Source organism: Vibrio sp. 99K-1 (genome assembly GCF_013114585.1).
Taxonomy (GTDB): domain Bacteria; phylum Pseudomonadota; class Gammaproteobacteria; order Enterobacterales; family Vibrionaceae; genus Vibrio; species Vibrio chagasii_B.
In genome coordinates this window covers 83,368-99,546 of record NZ_VTXF01000007.1, presented here as the reverse complement: position 1 = coordinate 99,546, position 16,179 = coordinate 83,368, and the positions used below count along the sequence as shown (strand labels likewise).

At 44.5% G+C, this 16,179-nt stretch carries 14 protein-coding genes and 1 other RNA gene; 9 read left to right on the top strand and 6 right to left on the bottom strand.

The window, feature by feature from the left end; translation table 11 throughout:
* Positions 1-41 precede the first annotated feature (41 nt).
* From F0228_RS07535 to F0228_RS07525, 3 genes are all read left to right on the top strand, one after another.
* Entirely contained in the window at positions 42-770 is a 729-nt protein-coding gene (locus F0228_RS07535) for a DUF429 domain-containing protein (protein ID WP_171762077.1), read from the top strand.
* A 78-nt stretch (positions 771-848) separates the two neighbouring features.
* The gene (locus F0228_RS07530) at positions 849-1,658 is read left to right on the top strand and encodes a M15 family metallopeptidase (RefSeq protein ID WP_171762076.1); all 810 of its coding nucleotides are present in this window, start codon (positions 849-851) and stop codon (positions 1,656-1,658) included.
* Positions 1,659-1,963: 305 nt separating this feature from the next.
* Positions 1,964-3,844 carry a RimK/LysX family protein gene (locus tag F0228_RS07525; RefSeq protein ID WP_171762075.1) on the top strand — a complete coding sequence of 627 codons (1,881 nt, stop codon included), beginning with the start codon at positions 1,964-1,966 and terminating at the stop codon, positions 3,842-3,844.
* A gap of 194 nt (positions 3,845-4,038) precedes the next feature.
* On the opposite strand, the gene ssrA is transcribed toward F0228_RS07525, so the two are convergent.
* Positions 4,039-4,405: a transfer-messenger RNA gene (gene ssrA / locus F0228_RS07520) on the bottom strand.
* 65 nt (positions 4,406-4,470) lie between these two features.
* Positions 4,471-4,956, bottom strand: coding sequence for an SsrA-binding protein SmpB (gene smpB / locus F0228_RS07515; protein ID WP_004737567.1), 486 nt, complete (start codon positions 4,954-4,956; stop codon positions 4,471-4,473).
* Positions 4,957-5,075: 119 nt separating this feature from the next.
* On the opposite strand from smpB, the gene F0228_RS07510 reads away from it, so the two are divergent.
* Both F0228_RS07510 and F0228_RS07505 read left to right on the top strand, forming a co-directional pair.
* Positions 5,076-5,504 carry an SRPBCC family protein gene (locus F0228_RS07510; RefSeq protein WP_004737568.1) on the top strand — a complete coding sequence of 143 codons (429 nt, stop codon included), beginning with the start codon at positions 5,076-5,078 and terminating at the stop codon, positions 5,502-5,504.
* Positions 5,505-5,507: 3 nt separating this feature from the next.
* Positions 5,508-5,816 carry an RnfH family protein gene (locus tag F0228_RS07505; protein ID WP_004737569.1) on the top strand — a complete coding sequence of 103 codons (309 nt, stop codon included), beginning with the start codon at positions 5,508-5,510 and terminating at the stop codon, positions 5,814-5,816.
* A gap of 184 nt (positions 5,817-6,000) precedes the next feature.
* Here F0228_RS07505 and bamE read toward each other — a convergent pair whose 3' ends face one another.
* The 3 genes from bamE to nadK form a co-directional block, all read right to left on the bottom strand.
* Positions 6,001-6,360 (bottom strand): outer membrane protein assembly factor BamE, encoded by a 360-nt coding sequence (gene bamE / locus F0228_RS07500; RefSeq protein ID WP_004735159.1) that lies wholly within the window; start codon positions 6,358-6,360, stop codon positions 6,001-6,003.
* A gap of 167 nt (positions 6,361-6,527) precedes the next feature.
* Complete coding sequence (gene recN, locus F0228_RS07495; protein WP_102423753.1) at positions 6,528-8,192, bottom strand: DNA repair protein RecN; 1,665 nt, start codon at positions 8,190-8,192, stop codon at positions 6,528-6,530.
* Between the two features lie 291 nt (positions 8,193-8,483).
* Entirely contained in the window at positions 8,484-9,368 is an 885-nt protein-coding gene (nadK, locus tag F0228_RS07490) for an NAD(+) kinase (RefSeq protein WP_061033260.1), read from the bottom strand.
* 143 nt (positions 9,369-9,511) lie between these two features.
* Between nadK and grpE the strand changes: the two genes are divergently transcribed.
* The 4 genes from grpE (at position 9,512) to dnaJ (ending at position 15,575) form a co-directional block, all read left to right on the top strand.
* Complete coding sequence (grpE, locus tag F0228_RS07485) at positions 9,512-10,093, top strand: nucleotide exchange factor GrpE (protein ID WP_004737573.1); 582 nt, start codon at positions 9,512-9,514, stop codon at positions 10,091-10,093.
* A gap of 391 nt (positions 10,094-10,484) precedes the next feature.
* A complete protein-coding gene (locus F0228_RS07480; protein ID WP_171762074.1) occupies positions 10,485-11,759 on the top strand; it encodes a dicarboxylate/amino acid:cation symporter in 1,275 nt (424 codons plus the stop codon).
* 472 nt (positions 11,760-12,231) lie between these two features.
* Positions 12,232-14,145 (top strand): molecular chaperone DnaK, encoded by a 1,914-nt coding sequence (gene dnaK / locus F0228_RS07475; RefSeq protein ID WP_061033258.1) that lies wholly within the window; start codon positions 12,232-12,234, stop codon positions 14,143-14,145.
* Positions 14,146-14,429: 284 nt separating this feature from the next.
* On the top strand, positions 14,430-15,575 hold the full coding sequence (gene dnaJ / locus F0228_RS07470; RefSeq protein WP_008224495.1) for a molecular chaperone DnaJ: 1,146 nt from the start codon (positions 14,430-14,432) through the stop codon (positions 15,573-15,575).
* Positions 15,576-15,710: 135 nt separating this feature from the next.
* Here dnaJ and F0228_RS07465 read toward each other — a convergent pair whose 3' ends face one another.
* Complete coding sequence (locus F0228_RS07465; RefSeq protein ID WP_171762073.1) at positions 15,711-16,142, bottom strand: type IV pilin protein; 432 nt, start codon at positions 16,140-16,142, stop codon at positions 15,711-15,713.
* Positions 16,143-16,179 lie beyond the last annotated feature (37 nt).

Sequence of the window (16,179 nt, the reverse complement as noted above, 5' to 3'; positions counted from 1 at the left end):
GACAGTAGGTAGATTACATGTATACGTAACTTGAGATAACAATGAAATACATCGGAATTGATGGCTGTAAGGCGGGTTGGATCGCTTGGATTGTCTCTGATGATCAGGCCCTAGAGTTCAAAGTGGTCAAGGCGCTTGATGAGCTAGCGAGTGATCTTATCGGTTCAACGGCGCTTATCGACATGCCAATTGGCTTTAGTGACGTACAAACTCCAGATCGCTTGTGTGACAAAGCAGCAAGGCGCTTTCTAACCAGCAAGCGTGGTTCGTCGGTGTTTCCGGTTCCGTCTCGTGAGGCGGTTTACCAAGCCGATTATATTTCGGCGTGTAATGCCAATGTGCAGCAGCTTGGTAAGAAGTTCTCTAAGCAAACTTGGGGGATTGTTCCAAAAATCCGAGAGCTAGATAAACTCATCGATGATCACCCACATTTATCGATCAGAGAGTCTCACCCGGAGGTGGTGTTCGCTGCCTTGAAAGGGGAACCGCTTACCTTTTCGAAGCGGACTCAAGAGGGCAAAGAGGAAAGGCTTTCGATTATTCAACAACTCGCCCCGCAATGGTGTGAGGGTTTGGCGTTATCTATTTCTAACACCAAGCGTAAAGATGTCGCGATAGATGATATTTATGACGCATTCATATTGATGCTGATTGCTTGTCACGCTCCAACGTTGTCGTGCTTGCCTCAACTTTCAGATATCGGCGGAAAGGCGGATAAGGATCAGAATGGTCGAGTTCGCGAAATCGTTTATTGGAACAAAACGCACTAGAAAGTATGCACTCTGTTAGGTTGAGTGTGTTATTTTCCACTTCCTGTCTTTTTACTCTTACTGTTTTTGAGCCTTGATATGAAACGTTTAATTGTTGGTTTGCTGGCAACCTTGATCAGTGCGGCGAGTTACGGCCAAGTTGCGCCTGTCTCTCAATGGCAGTGTGACATGATGAAAAAGAACAAGGTATTGAACAGTGGAGCCCCCGTTGGTTGTGATCGCTTATCCAAAGTGGACTTTGATTTCGTTAACTTTAAGGGCGAAACTCAGCAGGGGAGTATGATTGTGCTTGATGTTATCGCCCCTTCTGTTGAACAAATCTTTTTAGCGCTCAAACAGCGTAACTTCCCACTGCATTCTGCGCGTCTAATGCGTGAGTTTAACGGTGATGATAATGCCTCGATGGAAGCCAATAACAGCAGTGCGTTTAATGCTCGCCCTATCACTGGCGGAGGAGGTTGGTCGAAGCATGCATACGGTGTGGCTATCGACATCAACCCAGTTCAAAACCCTTTCTTAGCGTTCGATAGCAACGGAACCATTACGGTAAAGCCATCGCAGTCGGCAACCAGTTACGTGAATAGAACTCGCTTTCGTGCTCGTAATGACATTGAACGCCGAGGCATGGCGGAAGATGTGGTCGAGCTGTTTGCACATCATGGTTTCATGATTTGGGGAGGTGACTGGAATTCTCCAATTGATACTCAGCATTTCGAGGTCGGATCAAGAAAATTCGTCAATCAACTGCTCTCTAAACCCAAACCAGAAGCGAAAGTGTTATTTGAGCGATACGTCGAATCTTACCGTCAATGTTTTAATAAAAATAAAGGCGAGGGCGCAGAAAAAGCTCGTGCTATCTGTGCAAAGAAAACAGTCGGGACTTTTTAGTGCTATGTTTATCTAGAACCGTTTGTGTTTTAGCAAGTTAAGCTCGCTTCACGGGTATTTTGAATTGCTAAGGTCAACGCGCGTCGTTGGCCTTTTTTGTATTCGTTTCTCCAATAGAACTCGGAGCAATCAAAAGGTTATTGGGTATCCGTTAGTCAATACTTGATGAAGTAATGCGACACAAAGTCATCGGTTTGTCATTGAAAAAGTCATAGCGTAAACGTTATGTGAGAACCATCGCTGGTGGGGGAACTTATTGCCTTTTCACCAGTATTATTAGTGAACTGATCACAACGGACCAACTAATGAAAAAGATACCTTTGGCTCTAACTCTTTTAAGCACTTTACTTTTTTCACAATATTCTTTGGCTACAGACACTTCACACACCACACAAAATCCGACTTACGAACTCGATGGTAAGGCGGTATTAGGCCGTACTGAGAATGTGTACCTCTCTAGCGTTCAAGGGCTTAAAGATGTTCCTTTCATTGGCAAAATCGACACTGGTGCAGAAACCACTTCCATGCATGCAGAAGACATCCATGTAAAAAGCACACATGCCGACTATAAGAATCTCAAAGACAAAGAGTTGATGTCTGCATTAACTGAAGACGTGCTTAATAATAGCGACGTTGATTACGACGATTGGGATGATAGCACCTTTGCGAAATACCAAGCTGTGGTCTCTTTTAAAGTTCAAAACCCACGTACTGGTGAGATGGTATTGGTTGAGGCGCCGCTAGAGCGTGTCAGCATGATTCGCAGCCGTACCAGCAGTACGCCTTTGCTTCGCCCGACCATTAAAATGTCTCTGACTATCGCAGACCAAGAGCTAAAAACCGATGTTAACCTGACAGACAGAAGCCACTTCTCTGCGCCAGTATTGATCGGTAAAACCTTCCTAGCGGATAACGCACTGGTGTTTGCTGGCTACGACTATTTGCAAGAGCAAGAGAATGCAACCGTGGTTGGGCGTAAAGAGGTGGTGTCTATCTCGGGAATGCCGATGAATGCGACCTTCTCTTTAAAGAACCGCTACAGCATTTTGCATGCAAAAGACATCGACATAGACAAAAAGAACAAACAAGTGACGTTTGATATGTTCGACAACAATGGCAAGCAAAAAGAGATGACATTGCCGTTGGTTCGTATGCTAAGCGTGAGTGGTAAGAAGAGACCTTTAGTCTATGTTCCCGTTCAACTTGATGAGAACAATACCAAAGACGTTCTGGTGTACCTACGTGAGCGTTCAGACAGCAGCTCACAGCTAAGATTTGGAACCAGTACCGCTAGCGAACTCTTCATGATAGACACCAGTGCTGAAAACATTTTATCAGAAGGTTCAGAGAGCTTTAGTGATGTGGCGGAGTCTGGTGAGCCTATGATTATCTCACCTGAAGAGGACATCACACTGGATGACTTCCCGCTTAAGGCTGTGGCTTCTTTTACTGTAAACACGCCTCTATTGAAGGTGGACAGCTTTGAGATTGTCGGCAAGGGTAAAGATGAATCCGTTGAGTTTTACCTAACTGACGCGAATGGCGAACAGCAGAAGGTCACAAAGCCAATCATTAAAAAGCTTAAAGTCGGAGATGATAGTCGCCCAGTTGTAAGTGGTGAGTTCTCGGCCTCTGGCAAGGTTCGCACACAAGAGTTTGCTATAGATGTGCTAAACAGCAATGAAAAAGAAGCTTACTTCATTCTCGGTAAGAAGATGGCTAAAGAGGGTGTTTATGTAAACACGCGCTCTGACTACCTATTGAAAGCCGAGCCTCTGTTTAAAGTAGGGCACATTGAAGTGGTTGAAGTGAACGGCATGACATTCCCTGCCAAGCTAGATACCGGTGCTGATGTGAGCTCAATGAACGCGGTGAACATTAAGAGATTTAAGAAAGATGGCCAAGACATGGTGACCTTTACTTATCAGAACAACCAAGGCGATAAGCAAGAGTTCACCAAGCCAGTGATTGATGTGATGCGCATTAAGGCGAAGAAAGGCGAGAAGGTTAACATTCGCCCTGTCGTCGAAATGAAAGTGAAGCTAGGCGACCTAGAAAAAGAGGTGAGAGTGAACCTTCAAGACCGTTCTCGCTTCGAATACAGCATGATTCTAGGTAAGAACTTCCTGAAGTACGGCGCGGTAGTAAGTAGTGATGAAGATTACGTACTAGGGAAAATGGAGTAACGCCTTAACTTACTAAAGCTAAATTGAACAGTTCTAAACGGCCACACATTTCAGTAATGGGATGTGTGGCTTTTTAATAACTAACTGTTTTTATACGTCATTAGCTCGTTGTTTTACCGCTGAACGCATCTCATTTGTGAACTTCAGACAAACAAAAAGGGCCAACTCTTTCGAGTTGGCCCTTTCCAAACGTTTGGTGGAGCTGGCGGGAGTTGAACCCGCGTCCAAAAACTATTCATCATTGGTACTACATGCTTAGTCGATCTTTAAATTCACCAGCAACCTGCGAACCGACACGCTAGTTAAAGGCTAACCTGAATTATAATTCGCGCTTTTCCTCTCAGGTGGGAGAAGCCACGCTAGCTTGTTTGGGTTTGATCTCTTGTTGGTCCCCGTCTTACGAGCGGAAGCTAGGGCAAGAGAGCTCTGAGCAGGTTATTAAGCTGCTAGTGCGTAGTTTTCGTCGTTTGCGACTATTTTTTTGCGGCTTTTTACGTGGCCAACCGCCCCACGGCATGCACCTCAGACTTCAAAATTCCTGTCGAATCCTAAATCAGCCCCAAGTGTTCTTGCATAGTACCAGAAAAGCTTACCCTGTCTAGCTCTGTGCGTTTAAGTGCTTAAAATTAGCGCAAATTACTCTTCATAATTCGTGCTTTATCTCTCGCCCAATCTTTTTCTTTCATATCAGTACGTTTATCGTGCAGCTTTTTACCCTTCGCTACGCCGATCTTAATCTTCGCCCAAGAGCGAGACCAGTAAAGTGCGGTTGCGACAAGTGTCATGCCTTCACGGTTAATACGACCGAATAGGTTATCGAGCTCTTTTCTCGACATTAGGAGTTTACGGACACGTGTTGGGTTCGCCACGATATGAGTACTCGCTTGAGTCAGCGGAGTGATCGTCATACCACTAATGAATGCTTCGCCATCACGGATGTAAACGTAGCTTTCTGCGATATTCGTTTTGCCTTCACGTAGGGATTTTACTTCCCAGCCTTGTAGCTCAAGCCCCGCTTCTATCTCATCATCGATGAAATATTCGTGGCGAGCTTTCTTATTAAGCGCAATGGTATTGCTACCGGCTTTTGATTTTGATTTATTCTTTGCCATAATGGCCTCATTATACGGATTGCGCCCTAGTTGGGGAATCCTTTTTATTTGCGCTCTGGCCCAATACAATTAAAATTGCAGTTTGTGTTAATGTAACGCCGTCTTTAACAGGAGTCTATATGCCAAAGGTTACTCGTTCAGCATTAGTTTCATTTAGTGCCGACCAGATGTTTAGCTTGGTCAATGATGTTGCTCGTTATCCTGAGTTTTTGCCAGGGTGTTCTGGTTCTCGTGTGATCGAATCTTCAGATTCCGCTATGGTGGCTTCGGTTGATGTTTCTAAAGCCGGTATCAGCAAAACATTTACAACGTCTAACCGCTTAGCGGATGGCGCTGAGATCTTGATGGAGCTGGTGGACGGCCCGTTCAAGAAACTGCAAGGCGGTTGGTATTTTACCCCGTTGGATGAGCAGGCCTGTAAGGTCGAGCTTAAGTTAGAGTTTGAATTCTCTAGCCGAATGATTGAAATGGCATTTGGTAAGATTTTCAATGAGCTAACGACCAACATGGTGAGCGCATTTACTCAACGAGCGAAACAGGTTTACTAAACCATGACTATTGAATCAGATATGATCCACGTAGAAGTTGTGTTTGCACTTCCGCATGAACAGCGTGTGTTTACTTTGGTTGTAAACAAGAACGCGACTGTTGAAGAGATTATTGCACAGTCTGGTGTTTTGGAACTGTACCCAGAGATCGACTTAGCGAAAAACAAGGTTGGCGTGTTCAGCCGTAACGTGAAGTTAGATGCAACGGTTCGTGATAAAGACCGAATTGAAATTTATCGAGCACTGCTGGCTGATCCAAAAGAGATTCGCCGTAAGCGTGCCGAACAAGCAAAAGCCGCTGCTGCTAAGTAGCATGGCAAAACGGATTAAATTCACAGAGAGCTCGCCAAATCGGCGAGCTTTTTTGTGTCCGTGAGTGAGATTCGGCAGGTTAATTTGTAAGCAAACATTAAAAAGCCTGCTCACTGAGCAGGCTTTTGAGATTCTTGCTTTGTCTACGGGTAGCTTTATCAGCTGAGAGCTTGTCTATTGAAAGCTAGCGAAGGCTTTCGAAGAACTCATCACTGGCTTCAAAATCACCGTTGATCGTAACTAGGGTGCCAGTAGCATCAAAGTTCACAACGAGGTTTTTCTGAATCGGGTCTTCATGACCTTTTTGGTGGTGGTAAATGTAGTACCACGTATCTGGGTAGCCATTTTCGATAAGCATAGGTGAGCCCATAACGTAACGAACTTGTGTTTTTGTCATGCCAAACTTGAGCTGGTCGACAGCTTCTTGTTCAACATAGTTACCCTGATTGATGTCAATTCGATAAACCAACTTCTCTAGTAGAGAGCAACCGGTCAACATTGTTAGTGCAAGTGGAACTGCAACTAACCACTTTTTAATTCGCATAGTTTGAGATCTTTCTTCGCTAAAATACTGCCTGATAATAAACAAGCTCCAGCAAGAAGTAAAAAGCTCCTTGCGCTTTGAGCTTGTTATGACTGGCAATTTTGAATTTAGTTGCAAAATTGCCAATATTTTTCGGTAAATTATCAGAAAGTTGCTGAAGATTTAATCTAAGCGGCGACTAATAACTCTTTTGCGTTGGCAAGAGTCGACTCGGTGATTTGGCTGCCACCAAGCAGTCGAGCCAGCTCTGAAACGCGCTGTTGCTCATCAAGTGTATGCATTTGAGTTTCGGTTTTACCTGATTTCGTGTTCTTTGCCACAAACAGCTGTTGGTGACCGCAACCGGCAACTTGAGGTAAGTGAGTCACACACATTACCTGAGTTGATTCGCCTAGTTTACGTAGCATCTTGCCAACTACAGCGGCGGTTGGGCCACTGATACCCACATCTACTTCATCGAAAATCAGACTTGGTGTGTCGACTTTTTGTGCAGTGATCACCTGAATCGCTAATGAAATACGTGATAGCTCACCACCAGACGCCACCTTAGCGATTGGCTGCATCGGTTGGCCTGGGTTGGTAGAGACAATAAATGTCACGTTATCCATGCCCAATGGCGATGGGTGAGTGTTGGTGTTGTTCACTTCAATCGCAAACTGCGCTTTTTCCATGCTCAGTTCGTGCATGCTTTGCGTGATCAGTTTGTTTAGCTCTTTCGCGTAACGAACGCGAGATTTATGCAGCTTCTCAGATTTTGCTACGAATGATTGATATTGGTTTTCAACGTCATTCGCTAACTCTTCAAGCTTTTCATCAGAGCAATCCAGCGCTTCAACTTGTTGTAGCAAGTCTTGGTGGTGTTTATATAGCTCTTCAGGCAATACGTGGTGTTTACGCGCCATCGACATCACTTTAGAGAAGCGCTCTTCAACGTAAGCCATGCGACCTGGGTCGACGTCGATGCTATCAAGGTAAGTTCTTAGTTCGCTGTTGGTCTCTTCAATCTGAATAATGGCTTCAGACAACATATTTGGTAGCTCAGCAAGTCGCTCGTCTAATTCTGCTAATTGAATTAGGGAGTGATTGGCCGATTGCAGAATACCAAGCGCATTAACTTCTTCACCTTCGTAAATAAGCTCGATAGCTTGCTGGCAGGTTGAGGCCAATTCTCCGCTATTGGCGAGGCGCTTATGCTCTTGTTCGAGCTCTTCATATTCTTCCTCCCCAATAGATAACTCGTTTAACTCTTTGATTTGGTATTCAAGAAGCTGTTTTTGAGCTTGGTTTTGTTGGCTGTTTTCACGTAACTCTTTTAGGTGGTTGTCTGCTTGGCGCCAAGTTTGATAAGCGTTACGTGTCGATTTCAATAGGTTTAAATGGCCCGCGTATTGGTCAAGCATTGCCATTTGGTAGTCGCTTTTCATCAGCTGGTGATGCGCGTGCTGGCCATGAATGTTGATCAGTAGTTGTCCTAGTGATTTCAATTGTGAAAGAGGAACTGGACTACCGTTAATGAATGCACGAGAGCGACCTTCTTTAGAGATGGTTCTGCGCAGGATGCATTCCGTGCCGTCTAGAAGTTCGTTATCTTCTAACCAGCGAGTTGCGTGCAGATTGTTCTCAAGTAAAAAAGCAGCACTGACTTCGGTTTTTTCTTCACCTTGTCTAACCATGCCTGCATCGGATCTCCCTCCAAGACACAAACCCAAAGCATCGATTGCGATAGATTTACCCGCACCAGTTTCCCCGGTGATTGTTGTCATGCCTTTAGAAAGTTCTAGCTGTAAAGACTTAACAATAGCGAAATTATTAACACTTAAATGAGCCAGCATTTTTATTTACCTGTATAACTGAACAATACTGTATATAAGCTCAGTATATACTGTTTCTTTATACAGTAAAGTCGACAGGTGAAAATTTTTTGTGATAGCTCTCAGAATTGTACTTGTCTGTAGATCACTGAAACCACAATAGATTCCCAACTCAGTCGTTCCTCCTTCTTGTGAATGACGATCTCAAGGGTTGGCGTGAAGGCAGAGTTGGCGGGTGTTATACAGGTAATAAAAAAGGCTGACGAATATCGTCAGCCTTTGAAATTTTTGGTTGTTGCTAGTGCTGCTTAGTTAGAACAGCTTACTCGACCAGCCCAGTTTGTTTCGTAGGACATGGTAGTAGTTGTAGTCTTTCGGGTGGATCAGTTTGAGCACATTTGGGCTTTGGTAAATGTGGATCTCGTCGCCTGGAGATACAGGTAGCGAGATTTGACCATCGCAACTGACTTCTTGAGTGCCGCGGTTATCAGGCGATACGATCAGCTTGATGCGGCGCTTTCCATCGACAACAAGCGGTCGACTTGAAAGCGTGTGTGGGAACATGGGCACCAAAGAGATGGCATTTAAGCTTGATGACAAGATAGGGCCGCCGCCAGAAAGTGAGTAGGCGGTAGAACCTGTTGGTGTCGACACGATCAAACCATCAGAACGCTGCGAGAAGGCGAAGCTGTCGTCGATGTACACTTCAAACTCGATCATGTGCGCGACTTGGCCGGGGTGAAGTACCGCTTCGTTAAGTGCTGCGTTATGGCTTTTTATTTGGCCATGGCGGTGGATCTCTGTTTCAAGTAGGAAGCGTTCTTCTTCCATGAACTCGCCTTTGAGAACATCAGTTAGCGCGCTCTGGAAGTTTTCCGGGTTGAGATCGGTCAGGAAGCCAAGGTTACCTCGGTTTACACCAATCACTGAAATATCGAAACGAGACAAGATTCGAGCGGCGCCGAGCATGTTTCCGTCACCACCGACTACAATGGCGAGATCGGCGCGTTTACCTAAGTCGACCAGGCTAGAAAAATGTTCTTTTGGGATATCGTCTAAAATACTGGCGAGTCTGTCATCAACAAACACTTGATAACCCTCAGCGCTCAACCACTGATAGAGTTCTCTATGAGTCTGAATTGCTTGCTGATCTCGAGGTTTACCAATAATGGCGATCACTTCAAATGGCTTTTTCATAAGGTTTCCAAACGAATTAGGCTTGAATCAAAATTCTTCATCCCCATAATAAAGGCAAGTTGAACGTCTATGCGAGTGTTTTATATCAATTTGAGGCGCAAACCCGCCTGTCACTTGCATTGGAAACGAATTCTGGAGATATCATGAGCAACGAAGAAAACAAAGTAACCGAAGAAGAACTAGATCAGATCATTGCTGAAGCAGAAAAAGTTGAAGAAGCTGAACTGAACGCAGACGCTGCTGATGAGCAGGAAGCAAAGATTGCTCAACTAGAAGCGGCATTGCTAGCTAGCGAAACTAAAGTGAAAGAGCAGCAAGACTCTGTTCTTCGCGCTAAAGCTGAAGTTGAAAACATGCGTCGCCGTAGCGAGCAAGAAATTGATAAAGCGCGTAAATTCGCTTTGAACAAGTTTGCTGAAGGCCTACTGCCTGTTATCGACAACCTTGAGCGTGCAATGCAAGCTGCAGACGCTGAAAACGAAGTGGTTAAGCCACTATACGAAGGTGTTGAGCTAACACACAAAACATTCGTAGACACAGTTGCTAAGTTCGGTCTTAAAGAGATTAACCCTGAAGGTGAAGCGTTCAACCCTGAATTCCACCAAGCGATGTCTATCCAAGAAAGCCCAGATCACGAATCAAACACGGTTATGTTCGTGATGCAAAAAGGCTACGAGCTAAACGGTCGTGTAGTTCGCCCAGCAATGGTAATGGTTGCTAAGTAATTGAGTGGTGCTCGTTAAGTGAAAGGTTCGACTTTTTACTGATCAAGCAAACTGCAGTTACAACATAATTCACTAGTTGATGTGAAATAAGAAGAGAGGCTTATGCCTCTCTTTTTTTGTGCCTGTCACTTGAGAATCCGCTTAAATAGTCCGTCAAACTGCATTAAGGATGTCGTTCTTTTTATTCCATACGGAACAGCGGTTTAGAGTTTTGTGTTATGAAACTTGTTGTTAATGAGAAAATGTTTTGATGTCACACTTGTGATATTTTTGTAAACAAATGCTTTTAATTGTTATCTTTGTATGTAAAATCCACTGCCATATAGCGATATTACTCGCATATACAACTATAAAAGTACAAATTTTAAACACAACAGACTGGAGAAGAACGATGGATAAATCGCTCTCAAGTAAGATTTTTGTAGGCCTGTTTGTCGGCCTGATTATTGGTACTGCTATTCAGTACCTATTCAGCGGAATCGCTATTTTTGACACTTACCTACTTGGTGCTGCAGAAGGCGCTGGTGGTATGTTCGTATCACTTATCAAGTTGCTAGTAGTGCCTCTTGTATATGTATCTATTGTTTGCGGTATCGTTGAACTAAAAGATATCCGTTCATTTGGTCGTCTTGGTGGTAAAACCTTTGGTCTTTACATTATTAACACCATCATCGCGATCTCTGCTGCTCTAACGATTGGTCTTATTTTCCAACCTGGTGCGGGTGCAAACCTAGCAGGTACGGTTTCTGAGACGATTGCACTTACAACAACAGAAACACCAGACATCTTCTCTCTTGTTGTGAACATCGTTCCTAGCAACCCAGTACAAGCATTCGCAAGCGGCGACATGCTACAAATCATCTTCATGGCGATTCTGACTGGTCTTGCTATTCAAGCGCTTGATTCTCGTGGTGGCCCAGCTATCAAGACGTTCAAGATGGCTAACGAAATCATGATGAAGCTTATCGGCCTAGTAATGAGCCTAGCGCCATACGGTGTATTCGCTCTGATGATTCAACTAGGTGCGACACTGGATGCAAACACGCTAATGTCAGTAGCTGGCTACGTAGCGCTTGTTGTTGCAATGCTTGTGTTCTGGATCTTCTTCTTCTACCCAATGATGGTGGGTTCATTCACTGGTATTTCTCCAAAGCAGTTCCTACGTGCAACTCGTGAGCAAGTTCTATTCTCACTATCTACTGCAAGTTCGAACGCGACAATCCCAGTAACAATGCGCACTCTTACTGACAAACTAAAGGTATCTAAGTCAGTAGCGGGCTTCGGTGTACCACTAGGTGCAACAATGAACATGTCTGGTGTATCTATCTACATCGCACTAGCAACTATGTTCGTAGCAAACGCATTTGGTCAGCCAATCAACACTGCTGATATCTTCACTCTAGGTCTAACTATTCTGCTACTGTCTATCGGTGCTGGTGGTGTTCCAGGTGGCGGTGTAGTAATGGTAGGTGTTCTATTACACCAACTAGGTCTACCACCAGAAGGTCTAGCTATCGTTGCTGCTGTTGACCGTATCTGTGACATGTTCTGTACTTCTTCAAACGTAGTGGGTGACACAGCGGTAAACACTATCGTTGCTAAATCTGAAAACGAAATCGGCGTTGAAGCAGACGAAGAAGTTGAGCTGAAGAAAGCAGAAGCTTAATTAAAAGTTCTTTCCTCTATAGACAATGTCTATGTTGAAAGCCTTGATTGAAAACGGAGCCCAAGTGGCTCCGTTTTTTATTGGGTGATAAATGTAAATCTTGCTTGGAGTACCGTGGGCCAAGCATGGTGCGTTGAATTTTTTCTTAGCCTTGATTGTTTTGCCATAAGGCTTGTGCAAGCAGCATCAGATGTTATCCACACAAGGTAAAACAGGGCTTTTGAATCGAATAATGGGTTTAATGGTGTGTTAATGATATGCATTCTTACCTAATCATTCTTTTTATTAAAATAAATGTAAAAAAATCCGTTTTTACCCTTGAAAAGGTATCGTGAGCCCTTATCTATGGTGCATACGAAAGCAAATTGTATTTGCACTTTAATTTTGTGTATTAGGGTTGAATCTCTAATTACCACCCCCACATCAGTGGGTATAGCAAAAACTTAATAGAATATATTTCGGAGATAGCCTGATGGGTAAAATCATTGGTATTGATTTAGGTACTACTAACTCTTGTGTTGCTGTTCTTGACGGCGACAAACCACGCGTAATCGAAAATGCTGAAGGCGAACGCACAACAGCATCAGTAATCGCATACACAGAAGGCGAAACGCTAGTTGGTCAACCTGCAAAACGTCAAGCTGTTACTAACCCTCAAAACACACTGTTCGCTATCAAGCGTCTAATCGGTCGTCGTTTTGAAGATGAAGAAGTTCAACGCGATATCGAAATCATGCCTTTCAACATTGTTAAGGCTGACAACGGTGATGCATGGGTAGAAGCGCAAGGCCAAAAAATGGCTGCTCCTCAAGTATCTGCTGAAGTTCTTAAGAAAATGAAGAAAACAGCTGAAGACTTCCTAGGCGAAGAAGTAACTGGCGCAGTTGTAACTGTTCCTGCTTACTTTAACGATGCTCAACGTCAAGCAACTAAAGATGCTGGCCGTATCGCTGGTCTAGATGTTAAACGTATCATCAACGAACCAACTGCTGCTGCTCTAGCTTACGGTCTAGACAAGCAAGGTGGTGATCGCACTATCGCTGTATACGACCTTGGTGGTGGTACATTCGATATCTCTATCATCGAAATCGATGAAGTAGAAGGCGAGAAGACTTTCGAAGTTCTTTCAACTAACGGTGACACTCACCTTGGTGGTGAAGATTTCGATAACCGCATGATCAACTACCTAGTAGATGAGTTCAAGAAAGAGCAAGGTATCGACCTTAAAGCTGATCCACTAGCAATGCAGCGTGTTAAAGAAGCAGCAGAAAAAGCGAAAATCGAGCTTTCTTCTACTACTCAAACTGACGTAAACCTACCTTACGTTACTGCTGATGCGACTGGTCCTAAGCACATGAACATCAAAGTGACTCGTGCGAAGCTTGAGTCTCTAGTTGAAGACCTAGTACAACGTTCTCTTGAGCCTCTAAAAGTTGCTCTAGCGGATGCTGACCTATCTGTAGGCGAAATCACTGACGTTATCCTAGTTGGTGGTCAGACTCGTATGCCTATGGTTCAAGCTAAAGTATCTGAGTTCTTCGGTAAAGAGCCACGTAAAGACGTGAACCCTGACGAAGCAGTAGCAATGGGTGCTGCAGTTCAAGGTGGTGTACTAGCTGGTGACGTTAAAGACGTACTACTTCTAGACGTTACTCCTCTATCTTTCGGTATCGAAACGATGGGCGGCGTAATGACTAAGCTAATCGAGAAAAACACAACTATCCCAACAAAAGCGGATCAAGTGTTCTCTACAGCTGAAGACAACCAAAGCGCGGTAACTATCCACGTACTACAAGGTGAGCGTAAGCAAGCGACTTACAACAAGTCTCTTGGTCAGTTCAACCTAGAAGGTATCCAACCAGCACCACGTGGCATGCCACAAATCGAAGTAACTTTCGACCTAGATGCTGACGGTATCCTAAACGTATCTGCGAAAGATAAAGCGACTGGTAAAGAGCAGAAGATCACTATCCAAGCATCAGGCGGTCTGTCTGAGGAAGAGATCGAAGCAATGGTACAAGAAGCAGAAGCTAACAAAGAAGCGGACAAGAAGTTCGAAGAGCTAGTAACTGCACGTAACCAAGCTGACCAAATGATTCACGGTACTAAGAAGCAAGTAGAAGAAGCTGGTGAAGCTCTACCTGCAGACGAGAAAGAGAAGATCGAAGCAGCTATCGCGGCACTAGAAGAAGTTAAGTCTGGTAACGACAAAGAAGCTATCGACGCTAAAGTTCAAGAACTTATGCAAGCAGCTCAGAAGCTAATGGAAATCGCTCAACAACAAGCTCAAGCACAGCAAGCTGGCGCTGAAGCGGGTGAGCAACCTAAGCAAGACGACGACGTAGTTGATGCTGAGTTTGAAGAAGTTAAAGACGACAAAAAATAATTTCGTCGCAGAGTAGCCTGATTTCGTTGTCGGAAGTGCTCACCTACTAACGTAGGCTGCGCGCTTCCTCCTAGAACTCAAGCTATCTGCTTAGAAATTTGTCTCGAAGACTTATTAATACGGGCGTCAGAGGTAACTCTCACGCCCGTAAATTTGTATTTAGACTTGTCGATCTAGATAATAGCTTTATTCGGTGATTCAGCCGGCAGAACTTTTATCTAGATTGATACACAGACTACTGAAGTTACTTTTCGGTAGTAGCAATTATTTTGGTGACCTAGAACATGTCAAAACGTGATTTTTACGAAGTATTAGGCGTAAGCCGCGATGCATCAGAGCGCGATATTAAAAAAGCGTACAAGCGCTTAGCAATGAAATTCCACCCGGACCGTAACCAGGGTGATGAGAGCGCAGCGGACAAATTTAAAGAAGTAAAAGTAGCGTACGAGATCCTAACCGATCCTCAAAAGAAAGCAGCTTACGATCAATACGGTCACGCAGCTTTTGAACAAGGCGGCATGGGTGGTGGCGGCGGTTTCGGCGGCGGTCAAGGTGACTTCGGTGATATCTTCGGTGACGTATTTGGCGACATCTTCGGCGGTGGTCGTCGTGGTGGTGGTCAACAACGTGCACAACGTGGTTCAGACCTACGTTACAACATGGAACTGACTCTTGAAGAAGCGGTTCGTGGCGTATCAAAAGAGATTGAAGTACCAACACTGGTTGAATGTGACACTTGTGATGGTAGCGGCGCGAAGAAGGGTTCTTCTGCGCAAACTTGTGGTACTTGTCATGGCCACGGCCAAGTACAAATGCGTCAAGGTTTCTTCGCGGTTCAACAGACTTGTCCTACTTGTAACGGTAAAGGCAAGATCATCAAAGACCCATGTAACTCTTGTCACGGTCAAGGCCGTAAGCAGAAGACGAAAACACTTAACGTTAAGATCCCTGCTGGTGTTGATACTGGCGACCGTATTCGTCTATCTGGCGAAGGTGAAGCGGGAGAGCAAGGTGCTCCAGCTGGCGACCTATACGTACAAGTTCACGTAAAAGAGCACAACATCTTCGAGCGTGACGGCAACAACCTTTACTGCGAAGTACCAGTAAGCTTCTCTATGGCTGCTCTAGGTGGTGAAGTTGAAGTTCCAACACTGGATGGTCGTGTAAACCTTAAGGTGCCAGAAGAGACACAAACGGGCCGTATGTTCCGTATGCGTGGTAAAGGCGTGAAAGGTGTTCGTGGCGGCGGTGTAGGTGACCTAATCGTTAAGCTAGTGGTTGAGACGCCAGTTAAACTAAGCTCTCGTCAGAAAGAACTTTTACGTGAGTTTGAAGAGACATGTGGCGGCGAAGCGGCAAGCAAGCACAAGCCTAAGTCTGAAGGTTTCTTCAGCGGCGTTAAAAACTTCTTCGATGACCTAACTAAGTAATTAGGTTATTGAACTCTTAAGTTATTGATACTTTAACTTAAGGACGAAAATAGAAAGCCTGCTCATGTAGCAGGCTTTTTTGTGTCTTTAGAAAAGATAAAATAGGTAACGAATGAGATTAATTGGACTATCTCATCACCTCCAGCACGCTTTTGGCTCTGAGATACCAGAGTGATGTAACTCTAAAATATCAGTCGTTGAGTCTAGGCAGTCATCGTTTGTCTGTGGTGCGTGCGGCTCAGCTTGAATGATATAGGTCGTGCTGCTTGCTGAGATAGCGAGTGTGTATCGGCTTGTATCGGTATCGCAAAAGCTGCATGTCCCGGCGGAGATCATCCCCTGCGCTGCGGATGCATAATCGTCCGTATATTGGGTTTCCAGCTCTAATTGTATTTTGGTCATGTCGGCCAACGCGTTGACACGATGCGCCTTCATGACATGGTTGGTATAACTCGGGTAAGCGATTGCCCCAAGTATTCCCACGATGACGACAGCCAGCAATAACTCGATCAATGTCATCCCTCTCATGCTTATGTTGTTGCTGTTGCATATATTTTTTCGAATCATCGCGAGTAGTTTCCTTTCATAACCCAGTACATTCTTC

Excerpts from the sequence above, each read along its gene's own strand:
- F0228_RS07535 (WP_171762077.1), top strand. The coding sequence starts at position 42 with ATGAAATACATCGGAATTGATGGCTGTAAGGCGGGTTGGATCGCTTGG.
- F0228_RS07530 (WP_171762076.1), top strand. The coding sequence starts at position 849 with ATGAAACGTTTAATTGTTGGTTTGCTGGCAACCTTGATCAGTGCGGCG.
- F0228_RS07525 (WP_171762075.1), top strand. The coding sequence starts at position 1,964 with ATGAAAAAGATACCTTTGGCTCTAACTCTTTTAAGCACTTTACTTTTT.
- smpB (WP_004737567.1), bottom strand. The coding sequence starts at position 4,956 with ATGGCAAAGAATAAATCAAAATCAAAAGCCGGTAGCAATACCATTGCG.
- F0228_RS07510 (WP_004737568.1), top strand. The coding sequence starts at position 5,076 with ATGCCAAAGGTTACTCGTTCAGCATTAGTTTCATTTAGTGCCGACCAG.
- F0228_RS07505 (WP_004737569.1), top strand. The coding sequence starts at position 5,508 with ATGACTATTGAATCAGATATGATCCACGTAGAAGTTGTGTTTGCACTT.
- bamE (WP_004735159.1), bottom strand. The coding sequence starts at position 6,360 with ATGCGAATTAAAAAGTGGTTAGTTGCAGTTCCACTTGCACTAACAATG.
- recN (WP_102423753.1), bottom strand. The coding sequence starts at position 8,192 with ATGCTGGCTCATTTAAGTGTTAATAATTTCGCTATTGTTAAGTCTTTA.
- nadK (WP_061033260.1), bottom strand. The coding sequence starts at position 9,368 with ATGAAAAAGCCATTTGAAGTGATCGCCATTATTGGTAAACCTCGAGAT.
- grpE (WP_004737573.1), top strand. The coding sequence starts at position 9,512 with ATGAGCAACGAAGAAAACAAAGTAACCGAAGAAGAACTAGATCAGATC.
- F0228_RS07480 (WP_171762074.1), top strand. The coding sequence starts at position 10,485 with ATGGATAAATCGCTCTCAAGTAAGATTTTTGTAGGCCTGTTTGTCGGC.
- dnaK (WP_061033258.1), top strand. The coding sequence starts at position 12,232 with ATGGGTAAAATCATTGGTATTGATTTAGGTACTACTAACTCTTGTGTT.
- dnaJ (WP_008224495.1), top strand. The coding sequence starts at position 14,430 with ATGTCAAAACGTGATTTTTACGAAGTATTAGGCGTAAGCCGCGATGCA.
- F0228_RS07465 (WP_171762073.1), bottom strand. The coding sequence starts at position 16,142 with ATGATTCGAAAAAATATATGCAACAGCAACAACATAAGCATGAGAGGG.